A 20,823-nucleotide genomic window follows, 5' to 3' on the forward strand; every position below is an offset into this window, starting at 1 on the left:
TGACGCACCACATCCAAAAGGAGGCCACTGCGATGAACCTCACCACAGCGTTACTGCACGCACTCAAAGCCAATGGCGCCAAACAGATCTTCGGGATTCCGGGCGATTTTGCCTTACCCTATTTCAAGATCATCGAAGAGACCGGCATTTTGCCCCTCTATACCTTTTCTCACGAACCGGGCGTCGGTTTCGCTGCCGACGCAGCCGCGCGGTACCACGGCGGGTTGGGCGTTGCTGCGGTGACCTACGGCGCGGGGGCGCTCAACATGGTCAATGCCGTTGCGTCGGCGTATGCGGAAAAATCGCCGGTTGTCGTAATCTCCGGTGCGCCGGGGGCGCATGAAGCCAGTTCTGGGCTCTTTCTCCACCATCAGGCAAAGACGCTCGATTCGCAATACCGAATCTATCAAGAGATCACCTGCGACCAGGTGCGTCTGGACGATCCCGGAACGGCCCCCAAACAGATCGCGCGGGTGTTGGCCAATTGCAAACGCCATTCGCGCCCCGTTTATATCGAGATACCCCGCGATCTTGTCGCGGCGCCGTGCGAACCCGTTCCGGCGTTGCCCGAGGCGACGGTCGACCCCGAAGCGATCGCTGCGTGTGCCGACGAAGTATTGGCGCGACTCAAACAGGCCAAGCAGCCGGTTTTGCTGGTAGGTGTCGAAGTGCGGCGCTACGGTGTCGAGCAAGCGGTTGCGAAACTTGCCGCCCGCTTGGGCATTCCCGTCGTGACCAGCTTCATGGGGCGCGGCTTGTTGGCCGACGCCAATGCGCCCCTTTTGGGGACCTACATGGGGATCGCCGGGGATCCCGAGATCACCCAGTTGGTCGAGGAGAGCGATGGCCTGTTGTTGTTGGGCGTGATACTTTCGGACACCAATTTCGCCGTTTCGCAGAAACGGATCGATTGGCGGCGAACGATCCATGCCTTCGACGGTGCCGTTCGGGTGGGGCACCATCACTACCCCAACATTCCGCTCGATCGCCTGATCGATGCGTTGCTCGCACGTACGCCGGATCATGGGAATCGCTTTCAGCCGGCCAAACGGCAATATCCGACTGGGCTCAGCGCCGACGACGGCGAGATCACCCCGCAGGCGATCGCAACGGCGGTGAACGATTTGATGACCACCCATGGGAAGGTGCCCCTTGCTGCAGACACGGGCGATTGCCTCTTTACCGCGATGGATATCGTCCACACCGCGATGGTTGCGCCAGGTTATTACGCGACGATGGGGTTTGGGGTTCCGGCCGGGCTTGGGATTTGTGCCTGCGGCGAACGGCCGATCATTCTGGTCGGGGATGGCGCGTTCCAGATGACCGGATGGGAGTTGGGGAACTGCCGCCGTTACGGCTGGGATCCCATCGTGATCGTGCTCAACAACGCCAGTTGGGAGATGTTGCGGGCGTTTCAGCCGGAGTCGCACTTCAACGATCTCGACGACTGGAACTTCGCGGCAATGGCGGCAGGGATGGGCGGCGATGGCATGCGGGTGCGCTCCCGGCGCGAACTGAAAGCGGCGTTGGATCGCGCGTGGCGGACACGTGGGCGCTTCCAATTGATCGAGGCGATGATTCCCCGCGGCGTGATGTCGCCGACGTTGGCCCGTTTCGTCGCGGGCGTCAAGCGCCTGAGCATGCCGAAGAGCGCAACGTAGCCGAGCAGAGCGCAGGCACGGCGGGGTTGCCGTTTACTCGGATCGTCGCATTCCTTGTCGCTCGGTCGGTTGCGGTACAATTTCCCCTTTCCGAAGGGGAAACGGGCAATGACGATTTTGGTCACGGGTGGCGCGGGCTTCATCGGCAGCAATTTTGTCTTGGATTGGCTGGCAGAGCGGGATGAGCCCGTGGTGACGCTCGATGCGCTGACCTACGCGGGCAATCTCGAGAACCTCGCGCCCGTCCTCGACGATCCGCGCCATACTTTCGTAAAAGGGGATATTGGCGAATCGGCGCTGCTCCAACAGCTTTTGGCCTCACACCGGGTTCGCGCGATCGTCCATTTTGCCGCCGAATCGCACGTCGACCGCAGCATTCTTGGGCCAGAGGCGTTCGTCCAGACGAACGTCGTGGGCACTTTTCGCCTCCTCGAAGCAGCGCGCCACTATTGGCAGCAACTGCCTCTTTCGGAGCAGGAAGCGTTTCGTTTCCTCCACGTCTCCACCGACGAAGTCTATGGCACGCTCGAACCAGACGACCCGCCCTTTACCGAGACAACCCCTTATGCACCCAATTCCCCCTACGCGGCGAGCAAAGCGGGGTCCGACCATCTGGTGCGGGCCTACCACCACACCTACGGATTGCCGACGCTCACCACCAACTGCTCGAACAACTACGGGCCGCGGCAGTTTCCCGAAAAGCTGATCCCGCTTTGTCTTTTGCGCGCGCTTGCGGGCGAGCCGCTTCCGATCTACGGCGATGGGCAACAGATCCGAGACTGGCTCTACGTCGGTGACCATTGCGCCGCGGTGCGGCGCGTGCTCGATGCCGGTACGCCAGGTGAGACCTACAACATCGGCGGGTGGAACGAGCAGACCAACCTTGCGGTGGTCACCGAGCTCTGCACTTTGCTGGATCGCCTGGCCCCGCGTGGGGATGGCCGCTCCTATCGCGATCAAATCACCTTTGTTGCCGATCGGCCCGGTCATGACCGCCGCTATGCGATCGACGCGCGCAAAATCGCATGCGAACTCGGTTGGCAACCGGCGGAATCGTTCGCAACCGGCCTCGAAAAAACGGTGCGCTGGTATCTTGCCCATCGCGATTGGGTCGAGCGGGTGCAAAGTGGCGCCTACCGCGATTGGGTTCGCACGCAATACGGCGCGCGGCTATCCCAGGAGGGGCGATGAGCCGTTTGCGTGTACTGCTTTTGGGTGCCAACGGCCAGGTCGGTTGGGCGTTGCGACCTCGGTTGGCGCTCGACTACGATCTGGTCGCGCTCGACCGGCAGGCGCTCGATCTGAGCGACCTCGACGCGCTGCAAGCGCGCCTTGACGCCGAGCGTCCTGCCGCGATCGTCAATGCCGCGGCGTATACGGCAGTCGACCGTGCCGAACGCGAGCCCGAACTGGCGTATCGTTTGAACGCGGCGGTGCCAGAACGGTTGGCGCGCTGGTGCGCGGCAAACCACGCGGCGCTCTTGCACTATTCCACCGACTACGTCTTCGACGGGTGCCATGACCGCCCCTATCGCGAGACGGATACGCCGTCGCCACTCAATACCTATGGGGCCAGCAAACTGGCGGGGGAGCAGGCGGTGTTGGGCAGTGGTGCTCGTGCCGTCGTTTTGCGTGTTTCCTGGGTCTATGGCGTGCACGGCAACAACTTTCTCAAAACGATGCTGCGCTTAGCGCGGACCCGTGACCAATTGGCCGTGGTTGATGACCAAATCGGCGCGCCGACGAGTGCGGAATTGATCGCCGCAGTCAGCGAACGGTTGCTGACTCGGTTGCTCACAGTCGGTGATCGCGCCGCTCATGCGCCGTCGCCGTCACCCGATCGCGTGCCACCGCTGCTGCACCTCGCGCCGAAAGGGGCGGTGAGCTGGTTTGGTTACGCGCGCTTTCTACTGAAATGCGCAGCGCAATATGGGTGGCCGCTGCGGGTGCACCCGGACGCCATTCGCGCCATTCCGAGCACCGACTACCCGACACCAGCACCGCGCCCGCGCAATTCGCGGCTCGCCACCGATTTGCTCGAACAGACCCTGGGGGTGACGCTTCCCAGCTGGGAGACGGACGTTGCCCGCACCGTCGAAGCGCTGGTGCAATGCTGCTCCCTCAGTGGATGACCTGAAGGAACGAGACGATGACATTTTCCGTACCAACCGATTCGGCTGCCACTGTTGCGGTGGGGTTGCCGTATGCGTTCGAGCGGCGAACCAGCCAACGCAAAGGGATCGTCCTGGCGGGGGGGTCCGGAACGCGACTCTACCCCAGCACGTTGGCGGTTTCCAAACAGCTGTTGCCGCTTTACGACAAACCGATGGTCTACTATCCCCTCTCGACGCTGATGTTGGCGGGAATACGCGAAATACTCCTCATTTCGACGCCGCAAGACACGCCGCGCTTTGCGCAACTCTTGGGCGATGGCAGTCAGTGGGGGATCGCGTTGCATTACCACGTTCAGCCGAAACCGGAAGGGATCGCGCAGGCGCTGCTGTTGGCCGAAGCGTTCCTTGCAGGTGCGCCTTGTGCGTTGGTGCTCGGTGACAACGTCTTCTACGGGCACGATCTGCAAACGCTCCTCTTTTCTGCCGATATGCGTGAAACGGGTGCTACGGTCTTCGCGTACCACGTCACCGACCCGCAACGCTACGGCGTCGTGGCGTTCGACCAAGCGGGGCGCGCGATCGATATCGAAGAAAAACCGGCGCGGCCGAAATCGTCTTACGCCGTGACCGGGCTCTATTTTTACGATGGGTCGGCGAGTGAGCGCGCCAAAAGGCTTCGTCCCTCGCCGCGTGGGGAGCTCGAAATCACCGATCTCAACCGCAGTTATCTTGCCGATGGCACGCTGCACGTCGAGGTGATGGGGCGCGGGTATGCGTGGCTCGATACCGGAACGCACGATTCGCTGCTCGACGCCGGCCAGTTCATCGCCACCATCGAACGGCGACAAGGTCTCAAGATCTCTTGCCCGGAAGAGATCGCCTGGCGGCAAGGGTGGATCGATGAGGAGGCGCTCTTGGCGCAAGCCGAGCGGCTCGGCAAAAGTGGCTACGGCGCGTACCTGCGCCGGTTGCTGCAGCGATTGTGAACGGACACAAGGAGTTTGGGATGCGCATCGTTCCCACCGCACTTCCCGAGGTGCTGCTGATCGAACCCGTCGTGCATGGCGACGAACGGGGGTACTTCTTCGAAGCGTTTCATCAGGCCCGTTTCGAAGCGGCGCTGGGGTATCGGGTGACCTTCGTCCAAGACAACGAATCCCGTTCGAAGCGCGGGGTGCTGCGGGGGCTCCATTATCAGTTGCCGCCGCACGCGCAGGGTAAGTTGGTTCGATGCGCAGAAGGGGCAATCTACGATGTGGCCGTCGATATTCGCAAAAGCTCGCCCACGTTTGGTCAGTGGGTGGGGGTGGAATTGTCGGACACCAACAAGCGGCAGTTGTGGATTCCACCGGGTTTTGCCCACGGTTTTCTCACGCTTACGGACTTTGCGCGCTTGCTCTACAAGGCGACCGATTACTACGCGCCGGAATACGACCGCGCAATCGCTTGGAACGATCCCCAGTTGGCGATCGCGTGGCCCGAACTCGACGTCCCGTTGATTATCTCAGAAAAGGATCGCCGAGCGCCACGCTTTGCCGATGCCGAACGGTTCGACTGAGCGCGCGTGATCATCCCTTTGGTTGGGATGGCTGCGCTCGCTGTTGCGTTGCAACCAATTCGGGGCGGCGCGCAACCGCTGCCAGTTGGGTCAGCGTGGATCGCGTCTGCTCGAGAAACCGCGCCAACTCCGCTTTCGGTAGCGGCTCGGGTCCAGGGAGGCGAACGGTTTGGGGGTTGTAGGGTTTACCGCCGATGCGTACCTCATAGTGGAGATGCGGACCCGTGACGCGCCCCGTCGCGCCCGAGTACGCGATCACTTGGCCCTGTTGCACTTTCTGTCCAGGTGTAAGCCCCTTGGCATACGCGGAGAGGTGCCCGTAACGGGTCTCGTAGCCGTTGCGGTGCGCGAGGATCACCAGATTCCCGTATCCGCCTTTCCAACCGAGGAATGTGACGCGCCCGTCCGACGCGGCCAAAACAGGCGTTCCGGTCGCGGCAGCCAAATCGACGCCATAATGGTTTTTCATGCCGCCGGTTACTGGATGTTCCCGCAGACCAAATTGAGAGGTGACCCGGGTGAATTTGAGGGGGTAGCGCAAGAAACCGCTCCCCAGCGCTTTGCCGTCGGGGGTATAAAAGCCTGTTTCACCGTCTCGGTTGGTGTAGCGAAGAACCCGGTAGGTTTTACCCTGATTGGTGAATTCGGCGGCGACGATATCACCGACAGTTTTGTTTCCCAACGCGTCGATCGACGTCTCGTAGAGCACGACGAACGCGTCGCCTACACGCAAGTCGCGGGAAAAATCGATTTCGGTCCCGAAGACTTCCGCCAAACGGCTCGCGATTTCGTAGGGCAGCCCGATTTCGTCGGCAGTGGCGAAAAGAGACGACGAGATCACGCCTTCCCGTGCTTCAAGGAACGTGGTCGTGTCGCTGGAGTCGGCGTTATTTTTGACCGCAAAACGGTCACCGTCGCGTTCGATGGTCACCCGTTCACCGTGGGTGAGCGGAAGTTGTAGCGCAAAGACTTTGCCGGTTGGGTCCAGTTTGAGCGTGACCGTTCCGTTGCCCAAAAGGCGGCGATGGATCGGCTGGGCTTCCGGTGCCGCCAGCGCGTAATCGATCAATTCGGGGTCGTTCGCGCCGATTCGTTCCAACAATTCACTGAGTGTCTCTCCTTGTTGAACGCGGTCTCGGATCACAACCGGGGGGAGGGATGGCTCAGCGGCCGGGTGGAGAGAAATCGGGGGTAGCGAGGCGATGACCTCTTGCGGTGAGGGTGCCGTGCGGTTGGGATCGATTGCCGCAACGGCAAGACCCAAAGTGACGAATGCACCGGAAAGGGCGAACCAAAAAGGGGGGCGCAGCCAAATCGTTCGTTTCATCGCCTCCTCCGTTTTTCCTTTGCGCAGAATGCATCGAATTGTAGCGCATTTTTTTGTTGACATTGTGCGGGAAAGCGCGTATCGTGGAACCCGTGCTGCCGTGTTGCAGCACAAGCGAAGAGGGCTCTGCCCTGATTGATTGATGTTTGTAAGGAAGTAAAGCAATGGCAACAGGTACGGTTAAGTGGTTCAATGATTCCAAAGGCTTCGGGTTCATTACCCCGGACGAGGGCGGAGATGACCTCTTTGCGCATTTCTCCTCGATCAACATGCCCGGGTTCAAGACCCTCAAAGAGGGTGATCGCGTGCGCTTCGAGGTGACGCAAGGCCCCAAAGGTAAGCAGGCGTCGAATATTCAGAAAATCTGAGTTCGATACTGCCCTGGGCAGCAAAAAACCACCCGCAAGGGTGGTTTTTTTATGCTGTCCCGATCGCTGAAATGCCGACCGGGAGGCAAAGTACCGAAATGATTACTTCAACTTGGTCTCTTTGAACAGCACGTGTTTCCGGGCTTTCGGATCGTATTTTTTCAATTCCATTTTGCCCGGGGTGTTCTTTTTGTTCTTCGTCGTGGTGTAGAAATAGCCGGTACCGGCTGTGGATTCCAGTTTGATTTTTTCGCGGGCAGCTTTTGCCATGATGCGCTCCTAATCAGATCTTTTCGCCACGGGCGCGCAGTTCGGCAAGAACCGCATCGATCCCTTTCTTGTCGATCGTGCGCAGCGCCGCGTTGGAAACGCGCAGGCGTACCCAGCGGTTTTCCGCTTCGCTCCAGAAACGACGGTAGTGCAGGTTCGGCAAGAAGCGCCGTTTGGTTTTGATGTTGGAGTGGGAGACGTTGTGTCCCACCATCGGGCGCTTACCCGTCACTTGACAGACTCGAGCCATTGCTTTTGCTCCTCGAATTCCGATGAAATGCGGAATGTACCATAATTGCGCGTTTTTTTGCAAGAATCAGGTGGGGTCGAGCCATCCATGCTCGGCAAACGAAACGGCAGTGTCGCGGGTGACTAGGAAATGGTCGAGCAAGCGAACGTCGATCAACCGCAACGCGTTCTGGAGCCGCTGCGTCACCGCGATGTCGTCTCGACTGGGCACCGCGTGGCCGCTTGGGTGGTTGTGTGCGACGATCACGGCACTGGCGTTGAGCGTAAGCGCCAATTTCGCGACTTCACGGGGATAGACCGCCGCTTCGGCTACCGTGCCCCGAAAAAGGGTTTCGCTCTTGAGCAAGCGGTGACGCTGATCCAGTAGCAGTACCAGAAAGGATTCGTGGGGGAGCCCCCCGATTTGTAACCGCAGCCAATCCTTGACGGCTTGCGGCCGCTCGAAAGCTGGGACGGCTTGGGCTTCCTGCCACAACGCCCGGCGCGCCAGTTCCAGTGCCGCGAGCAGTTGCGCCGTTTTCGCCGGGCCGATACCTGGCATCTGGGCAAGCTGTTGGGGTTCGCAGTGAATGAGCCGAGCGATGCCGCCGAACGCGGCGATCAAGTCGCGCGCCAAATCCACGGCACTCTTGCCGCGTACGCCAACCCGTAGGAAAATCGCCAACAGTTCGGCATCGCTCAGAGCCTGCGCACCACGCGTCAAGAGTTTTTCGCGCGGGCGTTCCGCTTCGGGCCAATCGCTGATCGACATCGACAAGAGGAGCGAATTTCGACGATGGACAATCTTACCGCAAATGAAGGGCGCAACAGGGCGAAACCGCCGTTTGTGAACGGACAGCGGATCGTATTGGCGGTGACCGGTGGGATCGCCGTATACAAAATTGCCGAAGTGGTCCGCCGGCTCGTCGACCGTGGCGCAACGGTCGACGTGGTCATGAGCGACGCGGCAACCCGGTTCGTCACACCGCTCACTTTTCAAGCGCTTTCTGGGCGGACGGTTTGGACCGATTTGTGGGACGGACGCGCCGAAGACGCGATGGCGCATATCGATCTGACGCGTGGTGCTGCGCTGATGGTCGTTGCGCCTGCTACCGCCGACCATTTGGGGCGCTTCGCCCAAGGTCGTGCCGACGATTTGGTGAGCACTTTGGCGCTGGCGCGCACCTGTCCGCTTGCGGTAGTGCCCGCGATGAACCAGGCGATGTGGCACCACCCCGCTACCCAACGCAACGTGGCGCAACTGCAAGCGGACGGAGTTGCCATTTGGGGGCCAGCTGTTGGCGCCCAGGCGTGCGGAGAGGTCGGTGCCGGGCGGATGATCGAACCGCACGAAATCCTTGCGCGAATCGAAGCGGCACTCGCGCCCAAGTGGTTTCAGGGCAAGCGCGTCGTGCTCACGGCCGGGCCTACGTACGAGCCGATCGATCCGGTTCGCGTCCTCACCAATCTGAGTTCAGGCAAGATGGGCTTCGCGTTGGCCGAAGCCTTTGCAATGGCGGGCGCCGAGGTGACGGTGATCGCCGGTCCAACGGCGTTGCCGACCCCATGGGGGGTGACGCGTGTCGACGTCGTGACCGCGCAACAGATGCGTTCCGCTGCGCACGAGTATGCCCCTAGTGCGGATCTATTCGTTGGGGTGGCGGCGGTAGCCGACTACCGGCCGGAAACCCCGCAGGAACACAAGATCAAGAAGTCCGCGTCGACGCTGACCCTCACACTCGTCAAAAATCCCGATATCTTGGCCGAAATCGCTGCGTTGCCCCACGGGCCACTCTGTGTCGGGTTTGCCGCGGAAAGCCGCGATTTGGACCACTACGCCGAGTGCAAACGCCGTGAGAAAGGGTTGTCGTTGGTGGTGGGAAATCTTGCGCAGGAAGCGCTGGGACAAGATGAGACGCGTGTCGTCCTCTATGACGATTTTGGACGCCATCCCGTGCCGGCCGGGAACAAGTCCGAAGTGGCGTGGGCGATTCTTGCCCACCTCAAACGCATGATCTCGGTTCGTGATGAGGGAGCTACCTGTGAAACCACACCGTCGTAAAGTCGCGATTCGTTATCTCGACGAACGGATCCGGGAAAACCCGCCCCATTACGCTTCTGAAGGCGCCGCAGGCCTCGATCTTCGTGCTGCGATCGCCGCACCGCTCATTCTGGCATCCGGAGCGAGCGAGCTCGTTCCTACGGGAATCGCGATCCATCTGGCAGATCCCGGTTTGGCGGCGATGATTCTACCGCGCTCCGGGTTGGGGCACAAGCAGGGACTGGTCTTGGGAAATTTGGTGGGTTTGATCGACTCCGACTACCAAGGAGAGATTTTCGTTTCGGTCTGGAATCGCGGGCAACAGCCAGTCGTGATCGAACCGTTGATGCGCATCGCGCAGCTTGTCGTCGTCCCGGTGGTGCAAGTCGAATGGGACGAAGTCGATGCCTTTTCCCCGTCGCACCGCGGCGCCGACGGGTTCGGCAGCACAGGAAGCCAATGATGAAAGGTGGCGCGCTTGGGGGTGCCCGAGGCATCCCGACAGCGGTACAGGTGCTGCTCCTGAACCCGAAAAAAGAGGTGCTCTTTCAACTGCGGCGTGGAACCGGTTTTTTCGACGGTTACTGGAGTTTACCGGGGGGACACGTCGAACCCGACGAATCGTTAGGTGCCGCAGCGTGTCGTGAGCTGGCCGAGGAGCTGGGCATTACGGTGCAAGCGTGTGATCTGCACCCAATCGGCGTGATTCACCGCCGCTCCGATACCAACCGCATCGAATTCCTGTTTTCTCTTGTGCGCTGGCAAGGAACACCTCTTCTTTGTGAACCGCATCGAGCGCACGCTCTACAATGGGCGCCGCAGGATACCCCGCCTGCCCCATTGGTCCCTTACCTAGAGGCCATCTGGACAAAATTAGGGAAGCAGTGGTTCTTCGAATTGGGTTGGTAATCTTTTGCGGCGCAGCAAAAGAGTGCGCCTCCATTGCTTGACTTTGCCTCGTTTCTTTATACAATCATAACTATTAGATCATAACCTGACTCTATATTTAGGTATCGCGATGAAGAAGTGGGTTTTAGGGGTCGTGATTTTTGCCGCGGGTGCCGTTGCGGTGGGTGCCGTGAATGCCTTCTTCGAATACACGAACACCACGGAGTTCTGCACCTCGTGTCATACGATGCAGTGGAGCAAAGCAGAGTGGATGGAGACTGTCCACTATAAAAATCGGGTGGGAGTGAAAGCCGAGTACGCCGATTGCCACGTACCCAAGGAATTTTTCCCGAAGGTCGCAGCGAAGATCATCGCGGTGAAAGATATCTACCACCACTTGATCGGTACCATCGATACCAAAGAGAAATTCGAAGCGCACCGCTGGACCATGGCCAACCGCGTGTGGGAAAAGATGAAAGCAACCGATTCGCGCGAATGCCGCACCTGTCACGAATTCGCCGATATGGACCTCACGGAGCAGGTGCGCTCAGCGCGGCGTAAGCACGAAGCGGCGGCGATGGAAGGGAAAACTTGTATCGAATGTCATCAGGGAATCGCGCACAGCTTGCCCAAAGAACCCGAGTCGTGAGATTCTTACAAGTATCGGTAAGAGATTGGAAAGGAGCAAGAGCCATGAGGCGCTGGGTGACGCGAATCGCGATGGGGCTGTTGTTCTGTGCGATCACACCAGCGCTTCAGGCGTTGTCGAACGAAGAGAAGGCGCTCTTCGACGCTGCGCAGTTGGGTGACGCGGGCGCGGTGAAGCGCCTATTGGCTGCGGGGGTTTCGGCAAAAACCCAAGGCGCGTTCGGGGTGACCCCCTTGATGTACGCGGCAGAAAGCGGCGATTTGGAAACCGTCAAAATCCTTCTCGACGCGGGTGCCGACCTCCACGCCCGCTGCACGGTTGGGCGGACGGCACTTTTTTATGCGATCGAATCGGGGCGTATCGAAACCGCTGCGTTTCTCATCGAAGCGGGCGCGAAAGTGAATGTCAAATCCCGGAGTGGCGCCACCCCCTTGAGCCTTGCCACGGCACGGGGTTACCACCAACTGATTGGTCTGTTGCTCGCGCGCGGTGCCAACCCCGACAGCGCCGATCGGCACGGGGTCACACCGTTGATGCGCGCGGCGGAAAATGGGGATCTCAAAGCGGTCGAACTCCTGGTGAATGCTGGCGCCGATCTCGACTTGCGGGATCGTCACGGGATGTCCGCACTCCACTATGCGGCGCAAGCGGGGCGGCTGCACGTCGTGCATTGGCTGCTCGACCATGGGGCGCGTGTCGATGTCGTCGATGACGCGGGGCAGACGCCGCTCATCCTCGCTGCGGCGAAGGGGCATCTTCATACCGCCGAAGTGCTGCTCGACCGCGGTGCCGATATCAACCATCAGGACATCGACGGTCGAACGCCGTTGATCGCTGCAACCGAAAGCGGTCGGCTCGAAACGGTTCAATGGCTGGCGTCACGCGGTGCCGCGGTTTCGGTGCGGGACCGTAACGGAATGGACGCGCTTGCGATCGCCAAAAAGCGGGGCTATGAGGAACTCGCCCGCTGGCTGCAAGCGCAATAAGGGTTTATCGCGGCGAACTGGGGTTCGACGCGGTGAAGTAAGGGTCCCGTAACGGGGACGTTGGGCAACGAGAGGAGACCAAGATGAAGCAGTTCAAACCATTCGTATACGGGGCGGCTGCGGCACTGGCGTTCGCGCTGACGCCGCAAGCCCATGCCGTCGAAGTCGATTACGCGCAAGTCCTGGCCAATACCTGCGCCGGATGCCATGGCCCAGATGGCGCCAGCCGCGGACCAGCAGCGCCGACCATTGCGGGGATGAACCCTGAAATCTTCATCGAGGCGATGCAGGACTACCGTGAAGACAAGCGTCCGGGCACGATCATGCCTCGGATTGCGAAAGGGTACACCGACGAACAGATCAAACTGATGGCGGAATATTTTGCGAAACAGCCGTTTTTGCGGTTCGCGCAACCGCACGATGCCCAATTGGCGGCGAAAGGCGCGAAATTGCATGACCGTTACTGCGAAAAATGCCATGAAGATGGTGGGAAAGCCAGTGCGGTGGCGGGTGTGCTTGCCGGACAGTGGATGCCATACCTCCACTATCAGTTGGAAGATTATTTGGCAGAAAAACGTGAATACAAAGAGAAGAACATGAAGAAACGGCTCACGGAACTCGTCGAAAAAGAGGGGCAACAGGGGCTTGAAGCAGTGCTCCATTTCTATGCCAGTCAGAAATAACCGAGGAGGAAGGAAGATGAATCGGATGGATCGTCGGATATTCTTGCAAGGCCTGGGCGCGACCGTTGCAGTCGGAGCCGTGGGTGCACCGTCGCTCGCGTTGGGTGCAGCGAAGAAAGTGGTGATCGTGGGCGGTGGTACGGGTGGGGCAACCGCCGCGCACTACTTGCGCCGCTACGACCCCTCGATCGAGGTGACCTTGATCGAACCGAACAAAGAATATTACACCTGTTTTTTCAGTAATCTGGTGATCGGTGGGTTGCGCCCTCTTGACTCGATTCGCCATACCTACGACGGCTTAGCGAAGCGGGGTGTCAAAGTGGTGCATGACACCGTCACCGCCATCGACGGGGCGGCGAAACATGTCGTTACCGCAAGCGGTCAGAAATTCGCCTACGATCGCTGCATCGTCTCGCCTGGGATCGAGCTCGTCTATGGCGGCGTCGAGGGCTACAGCGCTGACGCAGAAAAAGCGATTCCGCACGCCTGGAAAGCGGGTGAGCAAACCGCGATCCTGGCCAAACAGCTCCAAGAGATGCCGGACGGTGGCTTAGTGGTGATGGTCGCGCCGCCCAACCCGTTCCGCTGCCCGCCCGGTCCCTATGAGCGTGCTTCGCTGATCGCGAATTACCTCAAGCAGCATAAACCGAAATCGAAGTTGATCATCCTCGATCCAAAAGAAAAATTTTCGAAGCAAGGGCTTTTCACCGCGGCGTGGAAGAAACATTACAGCGGCATCATCGAACGGTTGGGACCGGATTTCGCGGGCACCAAATTCACCGTCGATGTCAAGACGAAAACCGTGAAGTGCGACGCCGGGGAATTCAAAGCCGACGTCCTGAACATCATCCCACCGCAACGTGCCGGCAAAATCGCGCAGGTGGCCAGCCTTACCGACGAAAAAGGGTGGTGCCCGGTCGACCAGCACACCTTCGAATCGAAGTTGGTGCCTGGGGTGCATGTGATTGGCGATGCGTCGATCGCCGGGAAGATGCCGAAGTCCGGCTACGCGGCAAACAGCCAGGCGAAAGTGTGTGCGATGGCAATTGCGCTGTTGCTCAATGGCAAAGATCCGCTCAAACCGGCTTATACCAATACCTGCTACAGCTTCGTAGCCCCGGATCAGGCGGTGTCGGTTGCCGCGGTCTATGAACTCAAGAACGGAACCATTGAGGAAGTTGCAGGTGGATTGACGCCGGCCGATGCCTCTGAAGCGATCCTGCGTCGCGAAGCGGAGTACGCGAAGTCTTGGTACAACAACATCACCGCCGATATGTTCGGTTGATTCCTGCGAGGCGCATTGCCTCTGTGCAGCGCTAACAAAGAAGGGGCGTAAGCCCCTTTTTTTTTGCACTGCAGCACATGATGTTGTTGACGGTTTAGTAATAAGTATATAAACTCATAAGAGTATTGATCTACATCAATTTGCCCAAATTGGTTGGGAGGTATTTGGCAATGACCGAAGAACTGCGAAACCGAATCGGCCTGATTCGTAAGGCGCCGGAGAATTTTTTGACGCCGGAAGAGATCGAGGCCATCAAGAAGGGGCGGCGCGATTTCATTCGCAAAGCGTTTGCCACGGCAACCGCGTTGGCCGCGAGCGGACCGGTGATCAACGCCTACGGAGAAACGGTCGATCCCGGTAAAGGGGATCCCAACATCCTCAATCTTCCCGAATGGAGTACGACGCTCGGGATGCCGGTGGCAACGCGCGGCTATGGGATGCCTTCGAAATACGAAGCAGGTCTGATCCGCCGCCAGAGCCCGGGGCTGACGCAAACCGCGGCGGCGTCGGTCTCATTTTCCCCGCTACAGGGGATGTTTGGCATCATCACGGCGTCCGGGCTTCACTTCGAGCGCCACCACCAAGGGTGGCACGACATCGACCCCACCAAGCACCGTTTCATGATCAACGGACTGGTGAAGACCCCGATGGTCTTCACGATGGATGATCTGATGCGTCTGCCATCGGTTTCGCGAATCCATTTCATCGAGTGTGGCGCCAACACCGGGATGGAGTGGGCCAACGTCGCGGTGCCCACGGTGCAATACACCCATGGGATGCTCTCCTGTTCGGAATTCACCGGGGTGCGGTTGATCGACCTGCTGGAAATGTGCGGCGCCGATCTCAAGAAAGGGCGGTATTTGCTGGCAGAAGGCGCCGACGGTTCGTCGATGACCCGAACCATCCCGATGGAGCTGGTCGAATCCGGCGAAGTGCTCGTCGCCTACGGGATGAACGGCGAGATGATCCGACCTGAAAACGGCTACCCGCTGCGCCTGGTGGTGCCTGGTGTGCAAGGGGTCAGCTGGGTGAAGTGGCTGCGGCGTGTCGAAGTAGGGGACAAGCCCTATGGAACCAAAGACGAAGCGGTCCATTACATCGATCTGATGCCGGACGGGATGCACCGTCAATATACCTCGTTGCAAGAGGTGAAATCGGTGATCACGACCCCTTCGGGTGGGCAAATTCTGCTCGACAAAGGGTTTTACAACATTACCGGGTTGGCGTGGTCTGGGCGCGGCAAGATCGTTCGGGTTGACGTCTCGACCGACGGGGGCGTCAATTGGCGGCAGGCGCGTCTCGAGCAGCCCGTGCTGCCCAAAGCGCTGACGCGCTTCAATATCGACTGGGTATGGGACGGAAAACCGGCGATCCTGCAGTCACGTGCGGTGGACGAAACCGGGCATATTCAACCCTCCTACGGGCAACTGCGCAAAGTTCGTGGTACCCGTTCGATCTACCACAACAACGCGATCCAGTCGTGGTTGGTGAATGAAAATGGCGAGGTGAGCAATGTCCAAGTTCTCTAAAACGCTGATCGCGGTGGCGACCGCGGTGGTGTGTAGCGCAGCGGTCGCAGCGCGATACGAAGGGATCGGTCGGCCAGCAACGCCTGCAGAGGTCAAAGCGTGGGATATCGACGTGCGGCCAGACTTCGTCGGGCTTCCGCCCGGACGAGGAACACCAGAAGAGGGGGAAGCGATCTGGTTGCAGAAGTGTGCGATGTGCCACGGAGACTTCGCTGAATCGAACGAAGTCTTTACTCCGATCATCGGCGGAACGACACAAGAGGACATCCAAACCGGTCGCGTGAAAGCGTTGGTGACCGGTAGCGTGCCACAGCGCACCACGATCATGAAAGTCCCCACGGTTTCGACGCTTTGGGACTATATCCACCGGGCAATGCCGTGGACGAGCCCCAAATCGCTGACCAACGACGAGGTCTACGCGTTGGTGGCGTACCTGCTCAACCTGGCCGAGATCATCCCGTACGACTTCGAGCTCAACCAAGAGACGATCAAAGAGGTGCAAAACCGGATGCCCAACCGCAACGGGATGACTTGGGATCATGGGATGTGGCCGTGGGGACCGGGGGTCAAAGCGGGTGGTATCGGCAATGGCGGCAAACCCGACGTGCAGGGCAGCGACTGCATGAAAAATTGCAAAAAAGAGGTGGTCATCGCCTCGAACCTGCCAGAGTACGCCTGGGATGCGCACGGCAATTTGAAGGAGCAGAACCGCGTCATTGGCCCCGTGCGCGGCAAAGAGATCTCGGAGGCGGCTAAAGCAGAGGCGCAAACCGCTACTGGCAAGCAGCAATCGATGCTCGAATTGGCCAAGCTGAAAGGGTGTACGGCGTGTCACGGGATCGACAAGAAGATCGTCGGGCCCGCTTATAAAGATGTCGCCACCAAATATGCCGGTAAGCCTGATGCAGTTGACTATCTGGCGCAGAAAATTAAAAATGGGGGTGCCGGTGTGTGGGGCAACGTACCCATGCCTCCGCATCCCGCACTCTCTGAAGAAGAGCTCCGGTCGCTCGCGCAGTGGATCGTGAATGGAGCCGCGGTAGAGTAACTTTTTGTTCGCAAAGGAGAAGTGCTATGCAACGTCGTGAAGTGTTGAAAGCGGGTGTCGGTTTGGGCGTCTTCGGCGCCTTGGTGGGGAGCGGTTTCCTGCAGCCGCGTACCGTACATGCCGCGCGGCAAATGGAAAACGCGTTCCAAGCGAAGAAACTGGAGGAAGCGCTGCAAGCGCTCGGTGCCGCGAATGCCGCAGAAAGCGGTGATGTGGTCCTCACCGCGCCCGATATTGCGGAAAACGGGGCAGTGGTGCCGATGGAGATCGAAAGCAAACTGCCCAACACCGAAGCGATCGCGCTCTTCATCGAAAAGAACCCCAACCCGCTCGCTGCGGTATTTCACCTTACCCCGGACGCCCTGCCGCGTGTGAAGACCCGGGTGAAGATGGGGCAAAGCTCCGACGTGGTTGCTGTGGTGAAAGCAGGTGGCAAGTACTACATGACCAAGAAAGAGGTCAAGGTCACCCTTGGCGGCTGTGGCGGTTGATGGATCGTAGAGATCGAAAAGGATCAAGGTAATCAAGCGGGACAGAAAGGACGAAAGGAGTACGAAAAATGGCTGGACCGATGCGGATTCGTGCACAAGTAAACGGTGATGAGGTCAATGTTCGCGCATTGATGGCGCACCCGATGGAGACCGGGTTTCGCAAAGATTCGTCGGGTAATCCGATCCCGGCGCATTACATCACCGAAGTGATCGCGAGTGTGAACGGCAAAACCGTACTCACCGCGGAGTGGAGCGGCGCAATCTCCACCAACCCCTACTTTGAATTCGACGTCAAAGCAAAGAAAGGGGACAAGATCACTTTGAAATGGATCGACAACAAAGGGGAATCGAAAGAGGAAACCGTCGAGGTGAAGTGATCGTCATCAGGGATGGAGGTGGCGGCGCGGTCGCCACTGCTCATAGCTTGTAAAGGAGGGACCCAACGATGAAGAAAACCGTCACAGCTGTTGCGCTTCTCTGTGCGCTGAGCAGCACGGCGATTGCCCCAACGTTTGCTGCCGACGATGACGAAGCGGCCCGCTTGAAGGCGATCGAAGAATACCGCAAGCAGATCGCCGATGGTAACCCGTCTGACCTATTGGCGATGGAAGGTGAGGAGCTTTGGCGAACGCCGTATGGTCCAAAAAACCAATCGCTGGAGCAATGCGATCTTGGCTTGGGTCCAGGGGTAGTCAAAGGAGCAGCGGCCAAGTTGCCGCGCTATTTCCCAGACACTGGAAAAGTTGAAGACCTTGAATCGCGCTTGATGACCTGCATGGAACGGTTGCAAGGGGTTGAACGCCAAAAAGTGATCGATTCTCCTTGGCGCAAGGGCGAGAAACTTCGCATGGATAAGATCGTTGCGTACATCGTCACCGAAAGCAACGGGGAAAAAATCGACGTCGATATGTCGCACCCCAAGATGAAAGAGATGTACGAACTGGGTAAGCGGATGTTCTTTTACCGCACGGGTCCCTTCGATTTTTCCTGCGCCACCTGCCACGGCAAAGATGGCCAGCGGATCCGACTTCAAGAGCTCCCCAACCTTACCAAGCACGAGGGTGCTGCGGCAGGCTGGGGGTCATGGCCGGCTTATCGGGTTTCCAACAGCCAGTTCTGGACGATGCAAATGCGTCTGAACGACTGCTTCCGCCAGCAGCGCACGGCAGAACCCATTTACGGCTCCGACGCGACGATCGCGCTTTCGGTCTATATGGCGGCCAATGGAAACGGTGGGGTGATGCTCACCCCCGGCATCAAGCGCTGAGCAAGGAGGAGGTCTCATGAAAAAGGTAACGTTCGCGCTCGCTGGTGTGATGGGGTTTTCGGCTACCCTGGCATGGGCAGGCACTGCGGATCTGGACGCAAAATTCAAAGAGATGATCGACCGCTCGTTCAAAACGACGGGAATCGCGCAAAAAGAGCGGATGATTCAGCTCGATTTTCAAAAGGTCTGTTCGGCGCTCGAAGCAGGCGAAAAGGTCGACCCGAAAACAATCGAGCAGTTGCGGCAGGCCCAGGAGCAGACGGTCCGTTGGCCCTCCGACGGAAAGTTTTTGGGTAACTGGAAGGAGGGTGAAAAGATCGCACAAAGTGGGCGCGGGTTGACCTGGATCGACAAGCCCGATACGGTCAATGGGGGTGGCTGCTACAACTGCCATCAGCTCGACCCCAAAGAGCTTTCGTACGGCAATATCGGACCGTCGTTGGCTGGGTACGGCAAACTGCGCGGCAACTCGGAAGAGGTGCTCAAATACGCCTGGCGGCAGATTTGGAACAGTAAGAGCGTCAACCTCTGCTCCAGCATGCCGCGCTTTGGCGACGCGGGTATTCTTACCGAGCAACAGATCAAGGACGTGATGGCCTATCTCTTCGACCCTGAGTCGCCCGTAAACAAAAACCACAAATAATCCGAAGCGGTTGTTGAAACAGCTCACTCCGAGGTTATTCCGAGGTTATCCCTATGGCAATGAATCGACGTGAATTCCTGCAAGTGCTGGCGGTTGCGGCGGCTGGCGGCTGGAGTCTGACCAGCAACGCCGAGCAAGCGGCGAAAGAGGCCGAGCAGCTCTACAACTTGCCACCGTTTGGCAACGTGAGTTTGTTGCACATCACCGATTGCCATGCGCAGTTACGCCCCATCTATTTTCGTGAGCCGCAGGTAAACCTCGGGGTGGGGTCGATGGCGGGGCAGGTGCCCCATTTGGTCGGGGAACATTTCCTCAAGCACTACGGGATTCCCCGTGGCAGCATCGAAGCACACGCCTTCACTTATCTTGATTTTGTCGAAAAAGCAAAGCTCTACGGCAAAGTGGGGGGGTTTGCGCATCTGCGCACGCTCGTGAAGCGGCTCAAAGCGTCGCGTCCCGGTGCGCTGTTGCTCGACGGCGGTGATACTTGGCAAGGCTCTGGGTTGTCGCTCTGGACCAACGCGCAAGACATGGTCGACGCCTGCAAGCTTTTGGGTGTCGATGTGATGACGTTGCATTGGGAAGCCACGTTTGGTGCCGAGCGGGTCAAAGAGGTCGAAGCGAAGGATTTCGCGGGCCAGATCGACATCGTTGCGCAAAACGTCCATACCACCGATTTCGAAGACCCGGTCTTCAAACCCTATGTGATCAAAAATATCAACGGGGTGCCGGTGGCGATCGTCGGGCAAGCGTTCCCCTATACGCCGGTGGCGAACCCCCGTTGGCTCGTTCCCGAATGGAGCTACGGGATCAAGGATCAGCAACTGCAAGCGGCTGTCGACCAGGCACGCGCTGAAGGGGCGCAGGTGGTCGTGGTGCTCTCGCACAATGGGATGGACGTCGACCTCAAAATGGCGTCGCGCGTGACCGGTGTCGACGTGATTTTCGGCGGGCATACCCATGACGGGGTCTATCAACCGGTGGTGGTCGAAAATGCGGGGGGTAAGACGCTCGTCACCAATGCCGGTTCGAACGGCAAATTCCTGGGGGTGATGGACCTCGACGTGAAAAACGGGAAGATTCAAGGGTATCGCTACCGTCTGATCCCGATCTTCGCCAATCTCTTGCCGGCGGACCCCGAAATGGAAGCGTACATCGCGAAGGTGCGTGCGCCGTACGAAAGCAAACTGGCAGAGCCGCTTGCCGTTGCGGAAGGGTTGCTCTATCGCCGAGGGAACTTCAACGGAACGTGGGATCAGGTGATTTGCGACGCGCTCATTGCTGTGCGCGGTGCGGATATCGCGTTTTCGCCCGGGTTCCGTTGGGGAACGACGATCCTACCGGGGCAAACGATCACGATGGAGCATCTGCTCGACCAGACCGCGATCACCTACCCGTGGAGCACGCTCACCGAAATGACCGGGGCGCAGATCAAAAATGTGCTGGAAGACGTTGCCGACAACCTCTTCAATCCCGATCCCTATTATCAGCAAGGTGGGGACATGGTGCGCGTGGGGGGGCTCAAATACGCGATCGACCCGAACGCGCCCATGGGTCAGCGCATCCAAGAGATGACGCTCAACGGCAAACCGCTTGACCCGAACAAAAAGTACAAAGTGGCGGGCTGGGCCCCGGTTGCCGAAGAGAGCCGTGAGGCTGGGCCGCCGGTGTGGGAGATCGTCGCCGAATATCTGCGGGCACAGAAAACGGTCCGGATCAAAGAGCTCAACGTGCCGCGAATCATCGGTATGGAAGGGAACCCAGGGCTTGGTCTGTGATGCGGGACG

At 59.1% G+C, this 20,823-nt stretch carries 24 protein-coding genes; 20 read left to right on the forward strand and 4 right to left on the reverse strand.

Going from position 1 to position 20,823, the window contains the following annotated elements; all coding sequences use genetic code 11:
* The first annotated feature begins 32 nt into the window (after positions 1–32).
* The 5 genes from ipdC (at position 33) to rfbC (ending at position 5,333) form a co-directional block, all read left to right on the forward strand.
* Positions 33–1,661 (forward strand): indolepyruvate/phenylpyruvate decarboxylase, encoded by a 1,629-nt coding sequence (gene ipdC, locus HPTL_RS04105; RefSeq protein WP_119334837.1) that lies wholly within the window; start codon positions 33–35, stop codon positions 1,659–1,661.
* Positions 1,662–1,769: 108 nt separating this feature from the next.
* The gene (gene rfbB, locus HPTL_RS04110; RefSeq protein WP_119334838.1) at positions 1,770–2,852 is read left to right on the forward strand and encodes a dTDP-glucose 4,6-dehydratase; all 1,083 of its coding nucleotides are present in this window, start codon (positions 1,770–1,772) and stop codon (positions 2,850–2,852) included.
* Positions 2,849–3,793 (forward strand): dTDP-4-dehydrorhamnose reductase, encoded by a 945-nt coding sequence (gene rfbD / locus HPTL_RS04115; protein ID WP_119334839.1) that lies wholly within the window; start codon positions 2,849–2,851, stop codon positions 3,791–3,793. The genes rfbB and rfbD overlap by 4 nt, the downstream gene beginning before the upstream one ends.
* A gap of 17 nt (positions 3,794–3,810) precedes the next feature.
* Positions 3,811–4,761 carry a glucose-1-phosphate thymidylyltransferase RfbA gene (gene rfbA / locus HPTL_RS04120; protein ID WP_119334840.1) on the forward strand — a complete coding sequence of 317 codons (951 nt, stop codon included), beginning with the start codon at positions 3,811–3,813 and terminating at the stop codon, positions 4,759–4,761.
* Positions 4,762–4,781: 20 nt separating this feature from the next.
* On the forward strand, positions 4,782–5,333 hold the full coding sequence (gene rfbC, locus HPTL_RS04125) for a dTDP-4-dehydrorhamnose 3,5-epimerase (RefSeq protein ID WP_119334841.1): 552 nt from the start codon (positions 4,782–4,784) through the stop codon (positions 5,331–5,333).
* Positions 5,334–5,343: 10 nt separating this feature from the next.
* Here the strand turns inward: rfbC and HPTL_RS04130 are convergent, their stop codons facing one another.
* Positions 5,344–6,660, reverse strand: coding sequence for a M23 family metallopeptidase (locus HPTL_RS04130; protein WP_170141266.1), 1,317 nt, complete (start codon positions 6,658–6,660; stop codon positions 5,344–5,346).
* 164 nt (positions 6,661–6,824) lie between these two features.
* Between HPTL_RS04130 and HPTL_RS04135 the strand changes: the two genes are divergently transcribed.
* Positions 6,825–7,028, forward strand: a complete 204-nt coding sequence (locus tag HPTL_RS04135) for a cold-shock protein (RefSeq protein WP_119334843.1) — start codon at positions 6,825–6,827, stop codon at positions 7,026–7,028.
* 102 nt (positions 7,029–7,130) lie between these two features.
* Here HPTL_RS04135 and rpmG read toward each other — a convergent pair whose 3' ends face one another.
* From rpmG to radC, 3 genes are all read right to left on the reverse strand, one after another.
* Positions 7,131–7,298, reverse strand: coding sequence for a 50S ribosomal protein L33 (gene rpmG / locus HPTL_RS04140; protein WP_119334844.1), 168 nt, complete (start codon positions 7,296–7,298; stop codon positions 7,131–7,133).
* A 13-nt stretch (positions 7,299–7,311) separates the two neighbouring features.
* Positions 7,312–7,548 carry a 50S ribosomal protein L28 gene (gene rpmB, locus HPTL_RS04145; RefSeq protein ID WP_119334845.1) on the reverse strand — a complete coding sequence of 79 codons (237 nt, stop codon included), beginning with the start codon at positions 7,546–7,548 and terminating at the stop codon, positions 7,312–7,314.
* A gap of 66 nt (positions 7,549–7,614) precedes the next feature.
* Complete coding sequence (gene radC, locus HPTL_RS04150) at positions 7,615–8,298, reverse strand: RadC family protein (RefSeq protein ID WP_119334846.1); 684 nt, start codon at positions 8,296–8,298, stop codon at positions 7,615–7,617.
* A 24-nt stretch (positions 8,299–8,322) separates the two neighbouring features.
* Here radC and coaBC point away from each other — a divergent pair, with 24 nt between their 5' ends.
* From coaBC to soxB, 14 genes are all read left to right on the forward strand, one after another.
* Entirely contained in the window at positions 8,323–9,588 is a 1,266-nt protein-coding gene (coaBC, locus tag HPTL_RS04155; RefSeq protein ID WP_119334847.1) for a bifunctional phosphopantothenoylcysteine decarboxylase/phosphopantothenate--cysteine ligase CoaBC, read from the forward strand.
* Entirely contained in the window at positions 9,554–10,030 is a 477-nt protein-coding gene (gene dut / locus HPTL_RS04160; protein ID WP_119334848.1) for a dUTP diphosphatase, read from the forward strand. Before coaBC ends, dut begins: the two co-directional genes overlap by 35 nt.
* Positions 10,027–10,476 carry an NUDIX domain-containing protein gene (locus HPTL_RS04165; protein WP_197713775.1) on the forward strand — a complete coding sequence of 150 codons (450 nt, stop codon included), beginning with the start codon at positions 10,027–10,029 and terminating at the stop codon, positions 10,474–10,476. Before dut ends, HPTL_RS04165 begins: the two co-directional genes overlap by 4 nt.
* A 109-nt stretch (positions 10,477–10,585) precedes the next feature.
* Positions 10,586–11,104 (forward strand): NapC/NirT family cytochrome c, encoded by a 519-nt coding sequence (locus HPTL_RS04170; protein ID WP_119334850.1) that lies wholly within the window; start codon positions 10,586–10,588, stop codon positions 11,102–11,104.
* 44 nt (positions 11,105–11,148) lie between these two features.
* Complete coding sequence (locus tag HPTL_RS04175) at positions 11,149–12,090, forward strand: ankyrin repeat domain-containing protein (RefSeq protein WP_170141268.1); 942 nt, start codon at positions 11,149–11,151, stop codon at positions 12,088–12,090.
* 83 nt (positions 12,091–12,173) lie between these two features.
* The gene (locus HPTL_RS04180) at positions 12,174–12,773 is read left to right on the forward strand and encodes a c-type cytochrome (protein ID WP_119334852.1); all 600 of its coding nucleotides are present in this window, start codon (positions 12,174–12,176) and stop codon (positions 12,771–12,773) included.
* 16 nt (positions 12,774–12,789) lie between these two features.
* Complete coding sequence (locus tag HPTL_RS04185) at positions 12,790–14,058, forward strand: NAD(P)/FAD-dependent oxidoreductase (protein WP_119334853.1); 1,269 nt, start codon at positions 12,790–12,792, stop codon at positions 14,056–14,058.
* A 170-nt stretch (positions 14,059–14,228) separates the two neighbouring features.
* On the forward strand, positions 14,229–15,587 hold the full coding sequence (gene soxC / locus HPTL_RS04190) for a sulfite dehydrogenase (RefSeq protein WP_119334854.1): 1,359 nt from the start codon (positions 14,229–14,231) through the stop codon (positions 15,585–15,587).
* Entirely contained in the window at positions 15,571–16,635 is a 1,065-nt protein-coding gene (locus tag HPTL_RS04195) for a c-type cytochrome (RefSeq protein WP_119334855.1), read from the forward strand. Before soxC ends, HPTL_RS04195 begins: the two co-directional genes overlap by 17 nt.
* 26 nt (positions 16,636–16,661) lie before the next feature.
* Positions 16,662–17,126: a thiosulfate oxidation carrier protein SoxY gene (gene soxY / locus HPTL_RS04200; protein WP_119334856.1), complete on the forward strand. Its 465-nt coding sequence runs from the start codon at positions 16,662–16,664 to the stop codon at positions 17,124–17,126.
* Between the two features lie 68 nt (positions 17,127–17,194).
* Positions 17,195–17,503: a thiosulfate oxidation carrier complex protein SoxZ gene (soxZ, locus tag HPTL_RS04205; protein WP_119334857.1), complete on the forward strand. Its 309-nt coding sequence runs from the start codon at positions 17,195–17,197 to the stop codon at positions 17,501–17,503.
* Positions 17,504–17,571: 68 nt separating this feature from the next.
* The gene (gene soxA, locus HPTL_RS04210; protein WP_119334858.1) at positions 17,572–18,393 is read left to right on the forward strand and encodes a sulfur oxidation c-type cytochrome SoxA; all 822 of its coding nucleotides are present in this window, start codon (positions 17,572–17,574) and stop codon (positions 18,391–18,393) included.
* A 16-nt stretch (positions 18,394–18,409) separates the two neighbouring features.
* The gene (soxX, locus tag HPTL_RS04215) at positions 18,410–19,036 is read left to right on the forward strand and encodes a sulfur oxidation c-type cytochrome SoxX (protein WP_119334859.1); all 627 of its coding nucleotides are present in this window, start codon (positions 18,410–18,412) and stop codon (positions 19,034–19,036) included.
* Positions 19,037–19,089: 53 nt separating this feature from the next.
* The gene (gene soxB, locus HPTL_RS04220; RefSeq protein WP_119334860.1) at positions 19,090–20,814 is read left to right on the forward strand and encodes a thiosulfohydrolase SoxB; all 1,725 of its coding nucleotides are present in this window, start codon (positions 19,090–19,092) and stop codon (positions 20,812–20,814) included.
* Positions 20,815–20,823: the final 9 nt, after the last annotated feature.

It is taken from the genome of Hydrogenophilus thermoluteolus (genome assembly GCF_003574215.1).
Taxonomy (GTDB): domain Bacteria; phylum Pseudomonadota; class Gammaproteobacteria; order Burkholderiales; family Rhodocyclaceae; genus Hydrogenophilus; species Hydrogenophilus thermoluteolus.

Excerpts from the sequence above, each read along its gene's own strand:
- soxC (WP_119334854.1), top strand. The coding sequence starts at position 14,229 with ATGACCGAAGAACTGCGAAACCGAATCGGCCTGATTCGTAAGGCGCCG.
- rfbC (WP_119334841.1), top strand. The coding sequence starts at position 4,782 with ATGCGCATCGTTCCCACCGCACTTCCCGAGGTGCTGCTGATCGAACCC.
- soxB (WP_119334860.1), top strand. The coding sequence starts at position 19,090 with ATGGCAATGAATCGACGTGAATTCCTGCAAGTGCTGGCGGTTGCGGCG.
- rfbB (WP_119334838.1), top strand. The coding sequence starts at position 1,770 with ATGACGATTTTGGTCACGGGTGGCGCGGGCTTCATCGGCAGCAATTTT.
- soxX (WP_119334859.1), top strand. The coding sequence starts at position 18,410 with ATGAAAAAGGTAACGTTCGCGCTCGCTGGTGTGATGGGGTTTTCGGCT.
- rfbA (WP_119334840.1), top strand. The coding sequence starts at position 3,811 with ATGACATTTTCCGTACCAACCGATTCGGCTGCCACTGTTGCGGTGGGG.
- HPTL_RS04185 (WP_119334853.1), top strand. The coding sequence starts at position 12,790 with ATGAATCGGATGGATCGTCGGATATTCTTGCAAGGCCTGGGCGCGACC.
- HPTL_RS04135 (WP_119334843.1), top strand. The coding sequence starts at position 6,825 with ATGGCAACAGGTACGGTTAAGTGGTTCAATGATTCCAAAGGCTTCGGG.
- soxY (WP_119334856.1), top strand. The coding sequence starts at position 16,662 with ATGCAACGTCGTGAAGTGTTGAAAGCGGGTGTCGGTTTGGGCGTCTTC.
- soxA (WP_119334858.1), top strand. The coding sequence starts at position 17,572 with ATGAAGAAAACCGTCACAGCTGTTGCGCTTCTCTGTGCGCTGAGCAGC.
- rpmG (WP_119334844.1), bottom strand. The coding sequence starts at position 7,298 with ATGGCAAAAGCTGCCCGCGAAAAAATCAAACTGGAATCCACAGCCGGT.
- HPTL_RS04165 (WP_197713775.1), top strand. The coding sequence starts at position 10,027 with ATGATGAAAGGTGGCGCGCTTGGGGGTGCCCGAGGCATCCCGACAGCG.
- HPTL_RS04180 (WP_119334852.1), top strand. The coding sequence starts at position 12,174 with ATGAAGCAGTTCAAACCATTCGTATACGGGGCGGCTGCGGCACTGGCG.
- HPTL_RS04130 (WP_170141266.1), bottom strand. The coding sequence starts at position 6,660 with ATGAAACGAACGATTTGGCTGCGCCCCCCTTTTTGGTTCGCCCTTTCC.
- HPTL_RS04195 (WP_119334855.1), top strand. The coding sequence starts at position 15,571 with ATGTCCAAGTTCTCTAAAACGCTGATCGCGGTGGCGACCGCGGTGGTG.
- rpmB (WP_119334845.1), bottom strand. The coding sequence starts at position 7,548 with ATGGCTCGAGTCTGTCAAGTGACGGGTAAGCGCCCGATGGTGGGACAC.
- HPTL_RS04170 (WP_119334850.1), top strand. The coding sequence starts at position 10,586 with ATGAAGAAGTGGGTTTTAGGGGTCGTGATTTTTGCCGCGGGTGCCGTT.
- HPTL_RS04175 (WP_170141268.1), top strand. The coding sequence starts at position 11,149 with ATGAGGCGCTGGGTGACGCGAATCGCGATGGGGCTGTTGTTCTGTGCG.
- radC (WP_119334846.1), bottom strand. The coding sequence starts at position 8,298 with ATGTCGATCAGCGATTGGCCCGAAGCGGAACGCCCGCGCGAAAAACTC.
- coaBC (WP_119334847.1), top strand. The coding sequence starts at position 8,323 with ATGGACAATCTTACCGCAAATGAAGGGCGCAACAGGGCGAAACCGCCG.
- ipdC (WP_119334837.1), top strand. The coding sequence starts at position 33 with ATGAACCTCACCACAGCGTTACTGCACGCACTCAAAGCCAATGGCGCC.
- soxZ (WP_119334857.1), top strand. The coding sequence starts at position 17,195 with ATGGCTGGACCGATGCGGATTCGTGCACAAGTAAACGGTGATGAGGTC.
- rfbD (WP_119334839.1), top strand. The coding sequence starts at position 2,849 with ATGAGCCGTTTGCGTGTACTGCTTTTGGGTGCCAACGGCCAGGTCGGT.
- dut (WP_119334848.1), top strand. The coding sequence starts at position 9,554 with ATGAGGGAGCTACCTGTGAAACCACACCGTCGTAAAGTCGCGATTCGT.